Below are 17,840 nucleotides of genomic sequence, written 5' to 3' on the forward strand. Positions count from 1 at the left end.
TCCGTCGCCCCGGCGCCGACCCGTTCCGTCGCACCGGCTCCGGCCCGGACCGCCGCGTCCCCGGGCTCGCCGGACCTCGCCGTCGTCTCCACAGCACGCAGCGTACGACCCGGCTCCGGGCGACCCCGGAATGCGTGGACGGCTACCCTTGTACGGTGACGCTACGCCTGTATGACACCGCCACCCGATCGGTGCGGGACTTCGTCCCGCGGGAAGCCGGCAAGGTGGGGGTCTACCTGTGTGGTCTCACCCTCCAGGCCCCGCCGCACATCGGCCACCTTCGCTCCGGCGTCAACTACGACGTGCTGCGCCGCTGGCTGCTCACCGCCGGCTACGAGGTCAACTTCATCCGCAACGTGACCGACATCGACGACAAGATCCTGGTCAAGGCGATGGAGCAGGGCCGCCCGTTCTGGTCCATCGCGTACGCCAACGAGCTGATCCTGGCCGAGTCGTACCGGGCGCTGAACGTGCTGCCGCCGACGTACGAGCCGCGCGCCACGGGGCACATCCCGGAGATGCACCAGCTGATCGCCGAGCTGATCGAGACCGGGCACGCCTACCCGGCCACCGACGGCTCCGGCGACGTCTACTTCGACGTGGCCTCCTGGCCGGCGTACGGGTCGTTGTCCGGGCAGTCGCCCGACGACATGCAGTCCGCCGGGGACGCCCCCGAGCGCGGCAAGCGCGACCCGCGCGACTTCGCGCTCTGGAAGGGCGCCAAGCCGGACGAGCCGGCCGACGCCTACTGGCCGTCGCCGTGGGGCCGGGGCCGCCCCGGCTGGCACATCGAGTGCTCGGCGATGTGCTGGCGCTACCTGGGTGCCGAGTTCGACATCCACGGCGGCGGGCTGGACCTGACGTTCCCGCACCACGAGAACGAGATCGCCCAGTCCCAGGCCGCCGGGATGCCCTTCGCCCGGTACTGGGTGCACCACGGCCTGCTCAGCATCGGCGGCGCCAAGATGGGCAAGTCGCTCGGCAACGCCCTCGACCTGACGTACGTCGACTCGCTCGGGGTGCGCCCGGTGGAACTGCGCTACTACTACGCCGCCGCGCACTACCGCTCCCGGATCGACTACTCGGAGGACGCGCTGCGCGAGGCCGCGGTGGCGTACCGGAGGATCGAGGGCTTCGTCCAGCGGGCCGCCGAGCGGGTCGGCGGCGGGCAGCTCGGCGAGCTGCCGACTGGCTTCGTCGCGGCGATGGACGACGACCTGAACACCTCCGCCGCCCTCGCGGTGCTGCACGAGGTGGTCCGGGACGGCAACACCGCGCTGACCGCCGGCGACGATGTGACCGTCCGCACGACCCTGGCCTCCACTCGCGCCATGCTGGATATCCTGGGGGTTGACCCGCTGGACCCGGCATGGACCGGCGGCGACCGCGCCGACGACCTACGCGGCGTGGTCGACTCCCTGGTCGCGCTGGCCCTGGAGCAGCGTGCCCAGGCCCGCGGCCGCAAGGACTGGGCCGCCGCCGACGCCGTACGCGACCAGCTCAAGCAGGCCGGCGTGGTGGTGGAGGACACCCCCCAGGGCCCCCGTTGGACTATTGGAGAGCAGGACTGATGGCCGGCAACTCACAGCGCCGTGGCCGGCGACTGACGCCGAAGGCGGGCGCCCCGAAGGGCACCGGCGGCAAGGGCAAGGACGCTCTGGCCGGCCGGGGCAGGACCCTGCCCGCCGACGAGCGGCCCTGGCACAAGGCGTACTCGGGCACCGAGAAGCTGCCGCAGCGCACCGCCTGGAAGCAGGACAAGGAGCGCCGCGCGGCGGCCGAGGAGGGGCGCGCGCCCAAGATCGGTCAGCCGGGCAGCAAGGACACCACCTGGGGCAAGGGTGGTGGCCGGGGCGTTCCGGCGGGTCGTCCCACCGGCGGTCGGGGCGGCAAGCCCGCCGGCCGGACCGGCCCGCGGGTCGCGCCGGGGCGCAAGTCCAACCCGGCCAAGGACACCCCGGAGCTGCTGGTCGGCCGCAACCCGGTGCTGGAGTCGCTGCGCGCGCAGGTGCCGGCGACCGCGCTCTACACCGCGCAGGGCATGGACGCGGACGACCGGGTCAACGAGATCATCCGGACCGCCGCCGACCGGGGCATCGCCATCCTGGAGATCAGTCGCGCGGAGCTGGACCGGATGACCGGCGGCGTGCTGCACCAGGGCGTCGGCCTCCAGGTGCCGCCGTTCGCCTACGAGCCGTTCGAGGACCTGATCGCCGCGTCGGTGGAGCACACCGCCCCGCTGCTGGTGGCCCTCGACGGGGTCACCGACCCGCGCAACCTGGGTGCGGTGATCCGCTCCGCCGCCGCGTTCGGCGCGCAGGGCGTCTTCGTACCCGAGCGGCGGGCCGCCGGGATCACCGCGACCGCCTGGCGGACCAGCGCCGGCGCGGCCGCGCGGGTGCCGGTCGCCCAGGTCACCAACCTGACCCGGGCGCTGAAGGCCTGCCAGGACGCCGGCTTCATGGTGGTCGGCCTGGACGCCGACGGCGAAACCGACCTGTACGACCTGGAAGCCGCCGTCGGCCCGCTGGTCGTGGTGGTCGGCTCGGAGGGGCGCGGGCTGTCCCGGCTGGTCGGCGAGACCTGCGACCTGACCGTCAGCATCCCGATGATCTCCGACGTGGAGTCGCTGAACGCCAGCGTCGCCGCCGCGGTCACCCTCGCCGAGGTGGCCCGGCGCCGCGCCGCCGAGGTCTGACCCACCCGCGCACGCGCAGACGAGAAAGGGGCGGCCCGCCGAAGCGGACCGCCCCTTTCGCGTACGTCAGTGCAGCCGGTACGTCAGATCCGCTTGCCGGTGACGGCGTGGAAGACGTGACTGCGTCCGGCGCGCGGCTTGACGAACACGGTGTCACCCATGTTCGGCATGGTGCGCCGGTCGGTGCGGACGACGAACCGCTCGTTCGCGCCCTCGAGCGCGGCGTGCCCGTAGACGTTGGCGTCCGAGCCGAGGTCCTCGACCAACTCGACCACGACCGGCATGCCGCCCTCGGTCGGGCTGACCAGGTCGCAGTCCTCCGGGCGGAAGCCGACGGTCACCTTGCCGTCGCCACCCTCCTCCTTGGCCGCGGCGATCTGCTCCCGGGTGAGCGGGATCTGCAGGTCGGCGAAGGCGGCGCCCTGCTCGTTCAGCGGCACGGTCTTGATGTTCATGGCGGGGGAGCCCATGAAGCCGGCGACGAAGACGTTGGCCGGGGTGTCGTACAGCGCACGGGGGGTGTCCACCTGCTGGAGCACGCCGTCGAGCATGACCGCCACCCGGTGACCCATCGTCATCGCCTCGACCTGGTCGTGCGTGACGTAGACCGTGGTGATGCCGAGCTTGGCCTGCAGCGAGGCGATCTGGGTACGGGTCTGCACCCGGAGCTTGGCGTCGAGGTTCGACAGCGGCTCGTCCATGAGGAAGACCTGCGGCTCGCGGACGATCGCGCGGCCCATGGCCACCCGCTGGCGCTGGCCACCGGAGAGCGCCTTCGGCTTGCGGTTGAGGAACTCCTCCAGCTGGAGCAGCCCCGCCGCCTCCTTGACCCGCCGGTCGATCTCGTCCTTGGAGGTCTTGCGCAGCTTCAGCGCGAACGCCATGTTCTCGTACACCGACATGTGCGGGTAGAGGGCGTAGTTCTGGAAGACCATCGCGATGTCGCGGGCCTTCGGCGGCAGGTGGGTGACGTCCCGGTCGTCGATGTAGATCGCGCCGTCGTCGACGTCCTCGAGGCCGGCGAGCATCCGCAGGCTGGTGGACTTACCGCAACCCGACGGGCCGACCAGGACGAGGAACTCCCCGTCGCCGATCTGGAGGTCGAGCTGGTTGACCGCGGGGCGTTCGGTGCCCGGGTAGATCCGGGACGCCTTCGCGTACGTGACCGTAGCCATGGTGGTGCGCTTCCTTTCACCGGCAGGAACGTGCCGGACGATCCGAGTGAAGGAGCCACCGGCACCCTCGGTGCCGGTCCTCGGGCGACGTCCCCCGGGCGGCCGGAGCCGATCAGGGGTGTCGTCCGTGTCACTGCACGGTAAACGGCTTTCCCGACCCTGCCAAGACAGGGGACAGCGGGTGGGATCGACCGCATACGCATTCCGGGCAGTCGGGCACGGCCGGGCATCAATCGGCACAGGCGGCCGCGTGAGCCACGGCGATGCGTCGGACCCGGGGGTCGGGAAATTGACGTTTTCCGTGCTCGGGACACCTGCCGAGCGGGATTTCCGGACACCAGTCGCTATGCTGACGTCGACGCACGCGCCCCTGTAGCTCAGCTGGCCAGAGCACTCGCCTTGTAAGCGAGATGTCGCCGGTTCGATCCCGGCCGGGGGCTCCGATTCCACCAGGCAGTTCCACCGGACGCTGCCGCATGCCGACCGGTTGACAGCAGCCGGGGGCAGGACAGCCGCCCGTGGAGCTTGCCGAGCGCCTGACGGGCAACCGGCTGCACGGTCTGCTCAACTCGCAGTGCGCCCTCGGCCAGGTCGACATCCGACCAGCGAAGACCGACCAGCTCGCCGCGGACGCGGTAAAGGCCGCCGGCTGTTGCCGGCGGCCTTTACCCTCAGCTCCCCGAGTGGTGCGGTATTGATGCTCAGCCGAGCAGGGACAGGATCCGGTTGAGCAGGGCGACGACGCCGTTCAGCGCGCCACCGCCAGGGTTGTCGAGCAGGCCGGCGACCGCGCAGAGCAGGTTGCCGAGAAGGTTGCCCGGACCCTGCTGGGCGGTGATGTCCAGCACGACCTCGTCCAGGTGGACCTGAAGGCCGAGCAGGTCAAGATCCAGCGGCCCGAGGTTCAGGTGCAGGATGTCGCAGGTACCGCTGGCCTGCAGGGGCGTGGTGACCTGCTGCGTCACGGTGCCGAGCGTGGTCCCCACCGAGTTGGTCAGGGTGCCGGTGAGCGTGCCGACGGCGGCGAGCTGGCCGTTCTGGTTGACGAAACGAGTGGGCGTGAACGTACCGGCGAAGGTGCCGGTACCGCCGAGAGCGTCAGTGAAGCTCCCCGTGACCGGGGTGGCCAACGCGGACGCGGCGGGTGCGACGGCCGGAGCCTGCTGCGTCACCGGGGCGGCCTGAGCCACTCCGGCCCCGCCGAGGACGAGACCCGCTCCCGCCGCGAGCGCAGCGACAGTGGTGCCGAGGCGTGCTAAGCGCATGAGCTGTTTCCTTCCTTGTCGGTTGCCTTGCGTCCAGTTCCTACCCGCGGCTGGCAGGGCAAACCTTTGGAGGAAACTTCACATTGGAGTGGACGGGGCAGAGCGCCGAGGCGTCACTGCCCGTCGCCTGTCGTCAGGTGGGACGCCAGGTAGCGGATGACGGGCCCGCCGGGATCCCCGTAGTCGAGGATGATGTGGGGTTCACCGCTCTCCCCCGAAGGGGCGCCGCCGGTCTCTCGGTAGCCGGCGTTCCCGCCGGGTGCCCTGGTGGTAGGGGCAGTCACGCTGATGTTGACGCGCTGTGCGAAGCGGTCGGTCTCGGTGGCCAACCCGCTCGTGATCACGACGATGGTCGAACCGTGCTCCTGCCGATCCCGCGGCGAGCCGCCTGCGTCGTCGGGGTTCGGCTCGTTGGGTAGACAACGGCAGGCCCGGCCGCGAGCGTGCAACGCCTGCGCCAGGTGGTCGACAAGGGCAAGGTGGGTATTCGGGCAGTCCAGGGCCACCCACAGGCCGCGACCGACGGACGCTGCCACGATCGCGTCGGCAATGGTCGTCAGCGCTGCCCGCTCGCGCGCGATCGCGGAAACATCAGACACAGCCGTGCCCTTCATCCAGGCGTGACTTCACCTCGCTACAGGCGCGGCTGATCAGGTCCTTGTTACATCCCGCCCTCAGCGTCGATGCCACCCTGGCGGTGGCTCCAGCGTCCCGACGCGCACCGGTGCCCGCTCGTCCCCGGGCGGGCACCGGAGGCGCAGCGGATTCAGACCGTCCTGCGGAGACCGGCGAGCTGCAGAGCGGTGAAGCCGGCGACCACCACCGCCTGTGCGATCACAAGTGCGGTGCCGAGGCCGGTCAGCGGGAACCACCCGGCGATGAGCAGCTCCACGCTCGCGACCACCCATGCGATGTTGACAGCGATCACGACACCCACGGCGGGCCTGCTCACTGTCGGCTTCGACGCGAGGGAGAGCAGAGCGGCCGCGAAAGCGACCAGAAACGCGCCGATCGGGTAGAGGAACGCGGCGGGAAGGCCGAACATCTCGCCGAAGATCGCCGCGGCGGCGAGGTAGACGACTCCGTTGGCACCCGAGCCGATCGCGTCCTGCTTGAGGGCGAAGCGGAGCAGCTTGGCGTCGTCGGCGGTCTGGACAGTGCTGGCGGCGGTAACCATCTCGGAGGTCCCTTCGTGGTGCTGACGTGCGTGTGATCACGAAGCTACGGAGGTCGGCGCGATCGGCGAATCAGTCGTCGTGACGGTAGGTTGCCAGGCGTGCTGCACGGGCGGGCCAGGGAACAGGCGCAGATCGAACGGCTGTTGGAAGGCGCCCGGAACGGTCACAGCGGCACGTTGGTGATGCGCGGCCCGGCGGGGATCGGCAAGTCGGCGCTCCTCGAGTACGCCGCCGGGCGGGCAGCCGGCATGCGGGTGTTGCGCGGCGTCGGTATCGAGTCCGAGGCGGCACTGCCGTTCGCCGCACTCCACCTGCTTCTGCGCACCGGGCTCGACCGGATCCACGCGCTGCCCGACCCGCAGGCCGCCGCGCTCCGCGGTGCACTGGGGTTGGGCGACGCCCCGCCGGAAAGCCGGTTCCTGGTCGGACTGGCCACGCTGAGCCTGCTGTCCGAGCTGGCCGGGGACGGCGCGCTGCTCTGTCTCATCGACGACGCGCAGTGGTTCGACCAGGCGTCCACCGACGCCCTCGTCTTCGCCGCGCGCCGACTCGAGGCGGACGGCATCGCCATGATCTTCGCCGCTCGCCCGGATTTCCCTGCCCCGGGGCTTGGCGAGCTGTGGCTGGGTGGCCTGGACGGCACCGCGGCCGCCGCCCTGCTCCCCGCCGACCTTCCGCCCCAGGTGCGGGAGCGCCTCATCCAGGAGTCGGACGGCAACCCGCTGGCGCTCATCGAGTTGCCCGCCGCGCTCAGCCCCGAACAGCGGGCGGGACGACTGTCGCCGGTGGGTGCGATGCCGGTGGCCGATCGCGTCCAGGCGGCGTTCCACGCGCAGATGGCGGAGCTTCCCGAGCACGCGCGCACCGCGCTGCTGATCGCGGCGGCGGGCGGCTCCGGTGAGCTTGCGACGCTGGTCGCGGCCGGCGCGTCCCTCCCCGGTCTCGAAGCGGCCGAGCGGAGCCGGCTGATCGAGATCAGCGGGTCGATGGTCGGTTTCCGTCATCCCCTGATCAGGGCTGCCGCCTATCACAGCGCTTCCGTCAGCCGACGCCTCGCCGTACATCGCGCCCTTGCCGACGCGCTGACCAGCTCGACCGCGCCGGATGCCGCTGACCGGCGGACCTGGCACCTGGCCGCCGCCGCGCTCGGTCCCGACGAGGACGTCGCGGAACAGTTGGAGGAGGCGGCGGGCCGCGCCCGTACCCGTGGCGGCCATGCCGCGATGGCGGCCGCCTACGAACGAGCCGCGGAGCTCACCGCCGATCCGGTACGCCGATCCGCGCGGCTGGCCGCCGCCGCGCTGGCCGCGAGCGACGCCGGCCTGATGCGCCGTGCCGCCGCACTCGCCGACAGCGCCACCCCCGACGTGGACGACCCCACGATGATCCTGGCGCTGACCCAGGTACGCGCCCATCGCGAGTTCGAGTTGGGCACCCCGCTGGCGGCGGGCCGCATCATCATGGACACCGTCCCGCGCGTAGCCGCCCACGCCACCGAGCAGGCGCACTGGCTGCTGGTGGAGGCCGTCCGCTGCGCCTGGTTCGCGGGCGACCCGCGGCTGGCGGAGCAGGCCGCCGCGAAGCTCCATGCGCTTCCCGGTTCGCCGCTGGCCAGCCAGGCGATCGGGCTGACCCGGCTGCTGCGCGGCGACATCCCCGGCGGGATCAAGCTCATCAGCGAGGTGCTCGACCTACCTGCGCTCGCCGGGCTGGGCGTGCCCGGGCTGACCTTCACCGCCGCTGTCTGCCTTCCCGCGGGCCGTGCCGCCCGCTGCGAAGAGATCACCGGACGGGTGGTGGCGGAATGCCAGCAGAGCGGCATGATCGGCTGGCTGGCTTTCGCGCTGCAGGACCATGGGTTCGCACAGGGGTTGCTCGGCTCGTACGGCGAGGCGCTGGCGACGCTCGACGCGGGGCTGCGGCTGGCGACGGAGCTGGGTCACGAGCACCGGGTCACCCACCTCACCAGCTGCATCGCCTGGGTGCTCGCCCATCAGGCGGACGTGCCGGGGTGTCGCGAGAAGGCCGAGGAAGGTGTCCGGCGAGCCGACGACCAGGGGCTGGTTCTCGCCGCGAGCATCGGGCGCTGGGCGCTCGGCCGGCTCGAACTCGGCCTGGGACACCCGGACGCCGCCCTGCGGCAGTTGGCGGCCATCCCGCCGACGGGAATCGGCGTCCTCTGCGCCGCCGACCAGATCGAGGCAGCCGTCCGCAGTGACCAGCCGGAACGGGCCAAGGAGCCGCTGGAGCGCTACCTGACCTGGGCGCGGCACGTCGGTCAGCCGGCATCGGACGCGATCGCCCTACGCTGCCGGGCCCTCGTCGAGCAGGATGAAGCGCACTTCGTGGCGGCCGTCCGTGTCCACGAGAGCGGCGATCAACCATACGAACAGGCGAGGACGCGGCTCGCCTACGGCGAGTGGCTGCGACGGGCCCGAAGGCGGGCGGACGCCCGGGCACAGCTACGTGGCGCACTGGAGATCTTCGATCGGCTCGGTGCGGAGCTGTGGGCCGGGCGGGCCCGTGCCGAGCTGCGTGCGACCGGGGACGTGCCGGCCGCGCCCCGCAGGGCCGGCGACCCGCTCAGTGTCCTCACGCCCCAGGAACGGGAAGTCGTACGGCTGGCGGCCGGTGGCGCCTCCAACCGCGACATCGGCGCCCAGCTCTTCCTCAGCCCGCGGACGGTCGGCTACCACCTCTACAAGGCGTTCCCCAAGCTGGGCATCACCTCCCGGTCCCAGCTGGCGGCCATCGTCCGGTCCTCGTCGATCGACTGCTGACGCCCGCGCCGCCGGTGGCGGGCGGCCGCGCGTGGGAACGGCCTCACTCGCCGCCGTTCGACTCCTCGTGGAAGTAGACGGTGAGCGAGTACCAGTCACCGTGTTCGTTGATCTCGTTCTCGAAGGTCACGTCCTGGATCCACACCGGCCCGAGCTCCTCGATGGTGTCCGCGACCCGCCGGAGCAGCGCCGGTACGTCGTCCTGGCCGGGCCCGACGGGGTTCGCCGTGGCGAAGTACCGGACGGTGGGGAATTGGGAAACCTCGTTCACAATAAGATTGTTGCATCGATAGATAACGTTGCGTTGTCCCTCGGTGCCGGTGGCAGGCGACGGCGATAGCCTGGCGCTGACGGCGGGGACGACGGGTGGGGGCCGATGAGTCGTGCGGTGGAGGAGTCGAACCGGGCCATGCTGCGCGCCCGGGACGCCATGGACCGGGCGTACGCCGAGCCGCTGGACATCCCGGCGCTGGCCCGGATAGCGCTCGTCTCCGAGGCGCACTTCATCCGGACCTTCCGCGCCACCTTCGGCGAGACCCCGCACCGCTACCTGCAACGGCGGCGGGTGGAGCGCGCGATGTCGATGCTGATCGAGAGCGAGCGGGACGTCACCGACATCTGCTTCGCGGTCGGCTTCAGCAGCCTCGGGACGTTCAGCCGGACGTTCCGGCAGATCGTCGGCGAGTCGCCGAGCGACTTCCGCAGGCGCCGGTCGGCCGCCGCCGCGACCGTGCCGAGCTGCTTCGCCAAGGCCTGGACCAGACCCAGCAGTTTTGGATAAGCGGCAGGTCAGGCCCACCCTCTAGCGTGATGGGCATGACGATGAACGCGATCAGCCGCTCCCAGATCTACGTCCTCGACCAGGACGAGGCCCTCGACTTCTACGTCGGCAAGCTCGGCATGGAGGTCAACACCGACCAGGACCTCGGCTTCATGCGCTGGCTCACGGTCAACCTGCCCGGCGACCCGGAGCGCGAGATCCTGCTGGAGAAGCCGGGGCCGCCCGCGCTGGACCCGGCCACCGCCGAGCAGGTCCGGGAGCTGCTCACCAAGGGGGCGCTGGGTGGCTACCTCTTCATGACCACCGACGACGCCCGCAAGACGCACGAGGACCTGGTCGCCAAGGGCGTCGAGATCACCGACGAGCCGGAGGAGCGCCCGTACGGGATCGACTTCGGCATCCGGGACCCGTTCGGCAACAAGATCCGTATCGGCCAGATGTTCCCCCGGGCCTGACGGGAGCGGGGCCGTGACCGACGCGATCACCCTGCCCGCCGCCGGACCGGCCGCCCTCGGCCGGGACCGGGCCCTGCTGGTCGGCGGCATCCTCGCCGGCCCGGTCTTCGCCGTGTCCGCGCTGGCCCAGGGCCTCACCCGGGACGGCTTCGACTTCCGGCGGCACCCGGTCAGCATGTTGAGCACGGGCGACCTGGGTTGGCTCCAGATCGCCACCTTCCTGGCCACCGGTGCGCTCTGCGTCGGCGCCGCCGCCGCGGTGCGCCGCCGGCCGGTGACCGGCTCGACCTGGCTGCCCCGGCTGCTCGCCCTCTGGGGGTTCGGCCTGATGGCGGCCGGGGTCTTCAGCGCCGACCCGGCCGACGGCTTCCCGGCCGGCACGCCGCGCGGGCCCGGGCAGATCAGCTGGCACGGCGGGCTGCACTTCCTCGCGGCGGCGGTCGCCTTCGGGTCGCTGATCGTGGCGACCGTCGTCGCCGGCCGCCGGGCCGCCCGCGACGGCGACCGGGTGTGGGCCGTCACCAGCATCGCGACCGGGGTGTTCTTCGCGCTCGCCTGGGGCGCGCTGATGGTCCGGCCCGGCCCGGTGGCCATGGTCGCCTTCGGTCTGGCGGTGACCGCCGGCTGGGCCTGGGTGACCGCGACGTTCGTGGCGGCGCTGCGACGGTCGCCTCGCTGAGCGTGATCGGGGCGGCGACGGCCGGGAGGCGCGGGTTAGCATCGCGCCTCCCGGCCGCACGAGGAGACGACGATGGCCACCCGGCTGCTCTACCTGGCCCGGCACGGCGAGCAGGACCGCCCGGAGATCGAGTCGCCGGAGGTGGGGCTCTCAGAGCGGGGCCGCCGGCAGGCGGCGCTGCTCGGTCAGCGACTGCGGGCCGTACCGTTGCGCGCCGTCCACCACGGCCCGCTGCGCCGGGCCGTCGAGACCGCGGAGCTGGTCGCCGGGTCACTGCCGACGGTCCCGGTGTACGCGACGGAGCTGGCCGGCGATCACCTGCCGCACGACACCGACCCGGCCGGGCTGCCGGTGACGTACGCGAGTTTCCTGGCCGGCTTCTCGGCGCGCGAGCGGGCCGACGGGCCGCGACTGGCGGCGGAGGCCGTCGCCCGGTTCGCCACCGCCCCGCTCGACGGTGACGTCCGCGAGCTGGTGATCACGCACAACTTCCTGATCGCCTGGCTGGTCCGGCACGCCCTGGGCGCCCCGGAGCGGCGCTGGCTGGGCCTCAACCACCACAATGCCGGGCTGACCGTGATCCGCTACAGCTCGACCGGGCCGCCCAGCCTGATCGCCTTCAACGACGTGTCCCACCTGCCGCCCGAGCTGCGCGGCACCGGACTGCCCAGCGATTATCGGGTGTGACCGGGCGCGGTGCCGGCTACGGTCGCCGGATGACGACGCCGCCGCCCGACCTGCCGAAGACCGAGTTCGCCTTCCCGGGGCCGCTGCGGGACCAGCTCGTCGCGGCCGTCCTTTCCGGCGCGAAGACCTCCACCACCGGTCTGTTCCAGGACCACGAGCGCGACGGCGAGCCGCTGCCGGTGGTCGGTGCCCGCTCGGTGGTGGTCGACTCCGCCGACCGTCCGGTCGCGGTCATCGAGCTGACCGAGGTACGCCTCGTCCGGCTCGGCGACGTCGACCTGGACCACGCCCGGGACGAGGGCGAGGGGTACGACTCCGTCGCCGCCTGGCGCGCCGGGCACGAGACGTACTGGCACGGCCCCGACTACCGGGGCTGGCTCGGCGACCCCGACTTCACCGTCACCGACGACACCCTCGCGGTCGCCGTACGCTTCCGCCTCCTCCAGCGCCTCTGACGGCCGAACCGTCCCCGGAAGGAGTGGCCGTTCCACCGGGAACAGCCACTCCGTCCGGGCGTCCGCGCCCGCCGAGGGGGTCAGCGGGAGGCGACGGTCCTGACGACGGCTTCGGCCATGGCCCGGGCGGACTGCGGGTTCTGGCCCGTGACCAGGCGGCCGTCGACGACGACGTGCTCGGTGAAGTTCGGCGCCGGTACGTGGACGGCACCGGCCTCGGTGAGCTTGTCGGCCAGCAGGAAGGGGACCTCGTCGCTGAGGCCGACGGCGTTCTCCTCGTCGTTGGTGAAGCCGGCCACCCGCTTGCCCGCCACCAGGTGGGAGCCGTCGGAGAGCTTCAGGTTCACCAGCGCGGACGGGCCGTGGCAGACCGCCGAGACGACCCCGCCCCGCTCGTAGACGGTCGCGGCGATGCGCGCCAGGTCCGGGTCGTTCGGGAAGTCCCACATGGTGCCGTGACCGCCGGCGAAGACGATCACGTCGTACCCGGTCGGGTCGACGTCCGCGGCCTTCGGGGTGTGCTCCACGCCGGCGGTGGCCAGGAAGTCGTTCTGGGTCCGGTCGTTCTCGTCCCGGCCGTCCAGCGGCGGCTGGCCGCCGGCCACCGAGACCAGGTCGACGTCCCAGCCGGCGGCCCGGAACACCTCCCACGGCTCCGCGGCCTCCCCGACGTAGAAGCCGGTCTCGCGGCCGGTGGTGCCGAGCTGGCGGTGGCTGGTCAGAGCGATGAGTGCACGTGTCATGTCGACCATGCTGGCGCGCGAATCCATAGCTGACCAATAGGCGAACGACACAGCAGCGATAGGTTTGCTGATGTGAAGGTGTCGCTCGACCTGCTCCGCAGCTTCCTGGCCGTGCACCGGTCCGGTTCGATCACCGCCGCCGCGGAACTGCTCGGGCTGGCCCAGCCGACGGTCACCGCCCAGATCCGCGCGCTGGAGGAGGCGGTGGGCCGGCCGCTCTTCGACCGGGTGCCGAGGGGCGTGCTGCCCACCCCGGCCGGCGACGAACTGGCCCGCCGGGTGGCCGATCCGCTGGACCGCCTCGACGCCGTGCTCGCCGACGACACGGCCACGCCGTACCCGCGGACGGTCTTCCTCGGCGGGCCGGCCGAGTTCCTCGCGGAGCTGGCGCTGCCGGCGGTGGCCGGTCTGGTCGCCGAGGGTCTGGAGCTGCGGGTCTCCGCGGGGCTGCCCGAGCAGCTCCTGGACGACGTCGCCGCCGGCCGGCTCGACCTGGTGGTGAGCAGCGTGCGCCCCCGGCGGCGGGGGCTGGCCGTCGAGCCGCTCTACGACGAGGAGTTCGCGCTGGTCGCCGCGCCCGCCTGGGGCGAGCGGCTGCCGGACCCGGTGACCCCGCAGGCCCTGCGGGACGTGCCGCTGGTCGCCTACGCGGAGGAGGCGCCGATCCTGCGTCGCTGGTGGCGGACGGTCTTCGACACCCGACTCACCCGTACGCCCAACCTGGTGGTGGCCGACCTGCGCGCGGTGCTGGCGGCCGTGGTGGCCGGCGCCGGGGCGAGCGTGCTGCCGACGTACCTGTGTCGCAGTGAGCTGGCCTCCGGCGCGCTGCGTCCGCTGTCGAGCCCGGCGGTGCCGCCGCTCAACACGCTCTTCCTGGCCGCCCGGCCGGCGGTGGCGGGGCGGCGCGAGGTGCAGGCCGTGCGGCGGGCGCTGCTGGCGGCGGCGGCCGGCTGGTAGCCCGGCGTCACCGCAGGGCGCCGGCCCGGAGCAGGAGGTCGGCCAGGGCGGAGGCGGCGGCCGGCGGCTGGGGGCCGCTCGCGCAGTCGGTCCACTCGACCGGGTTCGCGCCGATGGTCAGCCGGTAGGTGTAGGTGTCCGCGCAGCGCACGTCGGGGCGGCCGGGGCCGCCGCCGCTGGGGGCGCTGCCCGCCAGCGCGCGCAGCCGGTCGAGATCGGCCGGGGAGAGCTGACCGGTCCGGGTCGCGCCGGTGCGACCGGTCGCCGTCCATCGGCCGTCCGGTTCCACGGTCACCGTCTCCGCGCCGCCCGCGATGCCGCCGCTGCGGGTCAGCGTCACCCGGGAGGCGGTCGCGGCGGGGGTGCCGGTGGCCGTGCCGCCCGGCGTGGCGGTGCCCGGCGTGGCCGTGGCGGTCCCACCGGTGGGGGTGTCCGACGCCGGCGCAGGTGAACTGGAACCGGTTGCTGAGCAGCCGGTCAGGAGGCTGGCCACAGTTACGATCTTGACAATGGCCAGGACGGATGATCTCATGCCGTTCGGACGTGCATCGACGCCGCCGGGTTCCCTCACCAGGGCTCATCCTCCGTTCGGCCAGTGTCGCGGGATGGAAGCGCTTCCCCCCTTCTCTTTTCTTCGATGTATCTGCATATTTACATGCGTGACTACCCCCGTCACATCTTTCCTTGTCAGGAGGGCACGTGAGAAGAACCCTCGCCGCCGTCAGCGCAGCGCTGCTTACCAGCGGCATGCTGACCTGCGTCGCCACCGCAGCGCAGGCGGCCCCTAGCGCCCCCGCCCCGGACACCTCACCCGCAGCTCGTGCCGAAAGCCTGCTCCGCAACAACCCCGGCGCCGTCCAGGGCGTCAGCGGAGAGTCGTACCAGGCGGTTCGCACGAAGGTGGACGCGAACGGCGCGGCGCACACCCGCTACACCCGGACCTACCAGGGCCTGCGCGTCTACGGTGGCGACTTCGTCATCCACACGACGCCCACCGGCGGCTACGCCGGCTCCTCGGTCGGCCTCGCCGCGCCGCTCACCCTCGGCACCGCGCCGAAGGTCACGCCGGCCAGAGCCAAGGCGACGGCCAGGAAGGCGTTCTCCGGCAAGCTGGAGAGCGTCGGCGCCCCGGAGCTCTTCGTCGACGCCAGCTCCGGCACCGGCCGCCTCGCCTACGAGACGGTGCTCTCCGGGTGGCACACCGACGGCCAGACCCCGTCCCGGCTGCACGTCATCAGCGACGCCGTCAACGGCAAGGTGATCGGCTCGTACGACGAGATCGAGATGGTCGCCGGCACGGGCCAGAGCGTCTACTCCGGCACGGTCGCCATCGACACCACGCTCTCCGGCAGCACGTACCAGATGATCGACCCGTCGCACGGCAACGGCAGCACCTGCGACATGAACCAGGGTACGTCGACCTGCACGACGTTCACCAACACCGACAACAGCTGGGGTGACACCAACACCCGTCAGCGGGCCGGCGTCGACGCGCACTTCGGCGCGGCCAAGACGTTCGACTACTTCAAGAACGTGCACGCCCGCAACGGCATCTTCGGCGACGGTCGCGGCGTGCCGAGCCGGGTGCACTACGGCAACAACTACGTCAACGCCTTCTGGGACGGCTCCCGGATGACCTACGGCGACGGCTCCGGCAACGCCCGGCCGCTGGTCTCCCTCGACGTGGCCGCGCACGAGATGAGCCACGGCGTCACCGAGAACGTGGTCCCCGGCGGCCTGACCTACTCCGGCGAGTCCGGCGGCATCAACGAGGCCACCAGCGACATCTTCGGCAACATGGTCGAGTTCTACGCCAACACCACCGCCGACCCGGGTGACTACCAGGTCGGCGAGAAGATCAACATCAACGGCGACGGTACGCCGCTGCGCTACATGTACGACCCGAAGCTGGACGGCTCGTCCGACACCTGCTGGACGACCGGCACCAAGAACAAGGACGTGCACTACTCGTCCGGCGTGGCCAACCACTTCTTCTTCAACCTGGCCGAGGGCACCGGTGCCACCCCGTACGGCACCTCGCCGATCTGCGGCTCCGCCCCGGCGGTGACCGGCATCGGCCGGGCCAAGGCGGAGAAGATCTGGTACCGCGCCCTGGACGTGTACTTCACCTCCAACACCTCGTACGTCAACACCACCACGCCGTCGAACACCGCTCGGGCCTACACGTTGCGCGCGGCGACCGACCTGTACGGCAACTGCTCCACCGAGTACAAGGCCGTCCAGGCGGCGTGGACCGCGGTGGCCGTCTCCGGCAACGACGCGCCCTGCTCGTCGACCGGTAACGACTTCTCCGTCTCGCTCTCCCCGACCTCCGGCTCGGTGACCGCGGGCGGCTCGGTCTCGACCACCGTCGCCACCGCCACCACCGGTGGCACCGCGCAGACCGTGACGTTCTCCGCGTCCGGCCTGCCGACCGGCGCCACCGCCACGTTCAACCCGACCTCGGTCACCTCGGGCGGCTCGTCGACCCTCACCATCGCCACCTCGGCCGGCACCCCGGCCGGCACCTACCCGGTGACCGTGACCGGCGCCGGCTCGGTGAACCGGACGGCGACCTACACGCTGACCGTCAACGGCACCGGTGGCGGCTGCACCGGCGCCGGCCAGAAGCTCGGCAACCCCGGCTTCGAGTCCGGCACCACCCCGTGGGCGTCGACCTCGGGCGTCATCGGCTCGTTCACCGGCCAGCCCGCCCGTACCGGCACCCGCAACGCCTGGCTGGACGGCTACGGCAGCACCCACACCGACACGCTCTCGCAGGCGGTGACCCTGCCGGCCGGGTGCACGTCGTACAACTTCACCTTCTGGCTGCACATCGACTCGGCGGAGACCACCACCGGCACCGCGTACGACACGTTCAAGGTGCAGGTGCTCAACTCCTCCGGGACGGTGCTGGCGACCCTGGCGACCTACTCGAACCTGAACAAGGCCGCCGGGTACTCGCAGAAGTCGTTCTCGCTGGCCTCGTACGCCGGCCAGACCGTCACCCTGAAGTTCACCGGCACCGAGGACTCCTCGCTCCAGACGTCCTTCGTGGTCGACGACACCGCGGTCAACGTCTCCTGACCTGACCTCGCCGTCGGCGGGCCCGGCGGCCACCCCTCGCGGGTGGTCGTCGGGCCCGCGCCGTTATGGTCGCCGGACCGGGTCGGCGCGGGCCGGCCGGCGGAAGGGGTGGTGTCGGTGTCGGACGCGGAGCTGACCGTCGAGGTGACCGGCGCGGTGGCGACGGTGACGATCCGGAACCCGGCCCGGCGCAACGCGATGACCCCGGACATGTGGCGGCGGCTGCCGGTGCTGCTCGACGCCCTGGAGGCCGACCCGGCGGTACGCGCCCTGGTGCTCACCGGCGCGGACGGCACCTTCTGCGCCGGCGCCGACCTGGGCGACCTGGACGAGTTGCTGGACGCCGGCGACCACAGCATCGCGGTCGTCGCCGAGGAACGGCTGGCCGCCTTCGCCAAGCCGACGGTCGCCGCCGTGCAGGGGCCCTGCGTCGGCGGTGGTTGCCAGCTCGCCGTGGCCTGCGACCTGCGGGTCGCCGCCCCGGACGCCCGCTTCGGCGTGCCGCCGGCCCGGCTCGGGCTGGTCTACCCGGCCCCGACCACCCGCCGGCTGACCCGGCTGGTCGGCCCGGCGACGGCGAAGTTCCTGCTCTTCACCGCCGAGCTGATCGACGCCGAGCGGGCGCTGCGGGTCGGCCTGGTGGACGAGGTGGTCGACGACCTGGCCGGCCGGGTGGCCGCGATCACCACCGCCATCGCGCAGCGCTCGCAGCTCAGTGTCGCCGCCGCCAAGGAGATCGTCGACGACCGGGCCGCGCCGGCCCGGGTCGCCTGGTGGCACCGGAAGGTGCGGGACAGCGGCGAGGCCCGCGAGGGGGTCGCCGCCCACCGCGAGCGCCGCGCGCCGAACTTCACCTGGTCGCCGTCCGACCGCCCCTGACCGTCGTGCCCTGATCCGCGG

Annotated in this window: 18 protein-coding genes and 1 tRNA gene; 12 read left to right on the top strand and 7 right to left on the bottom strand. The window is 72.3% G+C overall.

The genetic code is table 11. The features are described 5' to 3' along the window. Positions 1-155: 155 nt before the first annotated feature. Positions 156-1,571 (top strand): cysteine--tRNA ligase, encoded by a 1,416-nt coding sequence (cysS, locus tag ACTMTB_RS00815; protein WP_441142032.1) that lies wholly within the window; start codon positions 156-158, stop codon positions 1,569-1,571. Then, complete coding sequence (gene rlmB, locus ACTMTB_RS00820) at positions 1,571-2,698, top strand: 23S rRNA (guanosine(2251)-2'-O)-methyltransferase RlmB (protein ID WP_357608131.1); 1,128 nt, start codon at positions 1,571-1,573, stop codon at positions 2,696-2,698. The genes cysS and rlmB overlap by 1 nt, the downstream gene beginning before the upstream one ends. A gap of 83 nt (positions 2,699-2,781) precedes the next feature. On the opposite strand, the gene ACTMTB_RS00825 is transcribed toward rlmB, so the two are convergent. Further along, positions 2,782-3,873: an ABC transporter ATP-binding protein gene (locus tag ACTMTB_RS00825; protein ID WP_441142033.1), complete on the bottom strand. Its 1,092-nt coding sequence runs from the start codon at positions 3,871-3,873 to the stop codon at positions 2,782-2,784. A 366-nt stretch (positions 3,874-4,239) separates the two neighbouring features. Here ACTMTB_RS00825 and ACTMTB_RS00830 point away from each other — a divergent pair. Next, positions 4,240-4,313 (top strand) — tRNA-Thr (locus ACTMTB_RS00830). Between the two features lie 261 nt (positions 4,314-4,574). Here the strand turns inward: ACTMTB_RS00830 and ACTMTB_RS00835 are convergent. From ACTMTB_RS00835 to ACTMTB_RS00845, 3 genes are all read right to left on the bottom strand, one after another. Then, complete coding sequence (locus ACTMTB_RS00835; RefSeq protein ID WP_441142034.1) at positions 4,575-5,138, bottom strand: hypothetical protein; 564 nt, start codon at positions 5,136-5,138, stop codon at positions 4,575-4,577. A 113-nt stretch (positions 5,139-5,251) separates the two neighbouring features. Beyond that, positions 5,252-5,752, bottom strand: a complete 501-nt coding sequence (locus ACTMTB_RS00840) for a hypothetical protein (RefSeq protein ID WP_441142035.1) — start codon at positions 5,750-5,752, stop codon at positions 5,252-5,254. A 152-nt stretch (positions 5,753-5,904) separates the two neighbouring features. Next, complete coding sequence (locus tag ACTMTB_RS00845; protein ID WP_441142036.1) at positions 5,905-6,315, bottom strand: hypothetical protein; 411 nt, start codon at positions 6,313-6,315, stop codon at positions 5,905-5,907. A gap of 99 nt (positions 6,316-6,414) precedes the next feature. Between ACTMTB_RS00845 and ACTMTB_RS00850 the strand changes: the two genes are divergently transcribed. Further along, the gene (locus ACTMTB_RS00850; RefSeq protein WP_441142037.1) at positions 6,415-9,096 is read left to right on the top strand and encodes a helix-turn-helix transcriptional regulator; all 2,682 of its coding nucleotides are present in this window, start codon (positions 6,415-6,417) and stop codon (positions 9,094-9,096) included. 43 nt (positions 9,097-9,139) lie between these two features. Here the strand turns inward: ACTMTB_RS00850 and ACTMTB_RS00855 are convergent, their stop codons facing one another. Continuing rightward, positions 9,140-9,367 carry a hypothetical protein gene (locus ACTMTB_RS00855; protein WP_441142038.1) on the bottom strand — a complete coding sequence of 76 codons (228 nt, stop codon included), beginning with the start codon at positions 9,365-9,367 and terminating at the stop codon, positions 9,140-9,142. Between the two features lie 105 nt (positions 9,368-9,472). Here ACTMTB_RS00855 and ACTMTB_RS00860 point away from each other — a divergent pair, with 105 nt between their 5' ends. The 5 genes from ACTMTB_RS00860 (at position 9,473) to ACTMTB_RS00880 (ending at position 12,153) form a co-directional block, all read left to right on the top strand. Further along, complete coding sequence (locus ACTMTB_RS00860; RefSeq protein WP_441142039.1) at positions 9,473-9,877, top strand: helix-turn-helix domain-containing protein; 405 nt, start codon at positions 9,473-9,475, stop codon at positions 9,875-9,877. A gap of 35 nt (positions 9,878-9,912) precedes the next feature. Continuing rightward, the gene (locus tag ACTMTB_RS00865) at positions 9,913-10,332 is read left to right on the top strand and encodes a VOC family protein (RefSeq protein ID WP_088964361.1); all 420 of its coding nucleotides are present in this window, start codon (positions 9,913-9,915) and stop codon (positions 10,330-10,332) included. 13 nt (positions 10,333-10,345) lie between these two features. Then, a complete protein-coding gene (locus tag ACTMTB_RS00870) occupies positions 10,346-11,011 on the top strand; it encodes a DUF998 domain-containing protein (RefSeq protein WP_441142040.1) in 666 nt (221 codons plus the stop codon). A gap of 72 nt (positions 11,012-11,083) precedes the next feature. Next, positions 11,084-11,698, top strand: coding sequence for a histidine phosphatase family protein (locus ACTMTB_RS00875; protein WP_210773737.1), 615 nt, complete (start codon positions 11,084-11,086; stop codon positions 11,696-11,698). Positions 11,699-11,727: 29 nt separating this feature from the next. Beyond that, complete coding sequence (locus ACTMTB_RS00880; RefSeq protein WP_441142041.1) at positions 11,728-12,153, top strand: ASCH domain-containing protein; 426 nt, start codon at positions 11,728-11,730, stop codon at positions 12,151-12,153. Between the two features lie 80 nt (positions 12,154-12,233). Here ACTMTB_RS00880 and ACTMTB_RS00885 read toward each other — a convergent pair whose 3' ends face one another. Next, a complete protein-coding gene (locus ACTMTB_RS00885) occupies positions 12,234-12,896 on the bottom strand; it encodes a type 1 glutamine amidotransferase domain-containing protein (RefSeq protein ID WP_280839972.1) in 663 nt (220 codons plus the stop codon). Positions 12,897-12,968: 72 nt separating this feature from the next. Here ACTMTB_RS00885 and ACTMTB_RS00890 point away from each other — a divergent pair, with 72 nt between their 5' ends. Beyond that, entirely contained in the window at positions 12,969-13,853 is an 885-nt protein-coding gene (locus ACTMTB_RS00890; RefSeq protein ID WP_441142042.1) for a LysR family transcriptional regulator, read from the top strand. Between the two features lie 7 nt (positions 13,854-13,860). Here the strand turns inward: ACTMTB_RS00890 and ACTMTB_RS00895 are convergent, their stop codons facing one another. Continuing rightward, positions 13,861-14,346 (bottom strand): hypothetical protein, encoded by a 486-nt coding sequence (locus ACTMTB_RS00895; protein ID WP_441142043.1) that lies wholly within the window; start codon positions 14,344-14,346, stop codon positions 13,861-13,863. 206 nt (positions 14,347-14,552) lie between these two features. Here ACTMTB_RS00895 and ACTMTB_RS00900 point away from each other — a divergent pair, with 206 nt between their 5' ends. Both ACTMTB_RS00900 and ACTMTB_RS00905 read left to right on the top strand, forming a co-directional pair. Beyond that, entirely contained in the window at positions 14,553-16,940 is a 2,388-nt protein-coding gene (locus ACTMTB_RS00900) for a M4 family metallopeptidase (protein WP_441142044.1), read from the top strand. Positions 16,941-17,051: 111 nt separating this feature from the next. Further along, positions 17,052-17,819, top strand: coding sequence for an enoyl-CoA hydratase/isomerase family protein (locus tag ACTMTB_RS00905; RefSeq protein ID WP_441142045.1), 768 nt, complete (start codon positions 17,052-17,054; stop codon positions 17,817-17,819). Positions 17,820-17,840: the final 21 nt, after the last annotated feature.

It is taken from the genome of Micromonospora sp. L32, from assembly GCF_052068055.1.
Taxonomy (GTDB): domain Bacteria; phylum Actinomycetota; class Actinomycetes; order Mycobacteriales; family Micromonosporaceae; genus Micromonospora; species Micromonospora purpureochromogenes.

Coding starts and splice junctions, on each gene's coding strand:
- ACTMTB_RS00835 (WP_441142034.1), bottom strand. CDS start 5,138: ATGCGCTTAGCACGCCTCGGCACCACTGTCGCTGCGCTCGCGGCGGGA.
- ACTMTB_RS00840 (WP_441142035.1), bottom strand. CDS start 5,752: ATGAAGGGCACGGCTGTGTCTGATGTTTCCGCGATCGCGCGCGAGCGG.
- ACTMTB_RS00865 (WP_088964361.1), top strand. CDS start 9,913: ATGACGATGAACGCGATCAGCCGCTCCCAGATCTACGTCCTCGACCAG.
- ACTMTB_RS00825 (WP_441142033.1), bottom strand. CDS start 3,873: ATGGCTACGGTCACGTACGCGAAGGCGTCCCGGATCTACCCGGGCACC.
- ACTMTB_RS00875 (WP_210773737.1), top strand. CDS start 11,084: ATGGCCACCCGGCTGCTCTACCTGGCCCGGCACGGCGAGCAGGACCGC.
- ACTMTB_RS00845 (WP_441142036.1), bottom strand. CDS start 6,315: ATGGTTACCGCCGCCAGCACTGTCCAGACCGCCGACGACGCCAAGCTG.
- ACTMTB_RS00885 (WP_280839972.1), bottom strand. CDS start 12,896: ATGACACGTGCACTCATCGCTCTGACCAGCCACCGCCAGCTCGGCACC.
- rlmB (WP_357608131.1), top strand. CDS start 1,571: ATGGCCGGCAACTCACAGCGCCGTGGCCGGCGACTGACGCCGAAGGCG.
- ACTMTB_RS00880 (WP_441142041.1), top strand. CDS start 11,728: ATGACGACGCCGCCGCCCGACCTGCCGAAGACCGAGTTCGCCTTCCCG.
- ACTMTB_RS00860 (WP_441142039.1), top strand. CDS start 9,473: ATGAGTCGTGCGGTGGAGGAGTCGAACCGGGCCATGCTGCGCGCCCGG.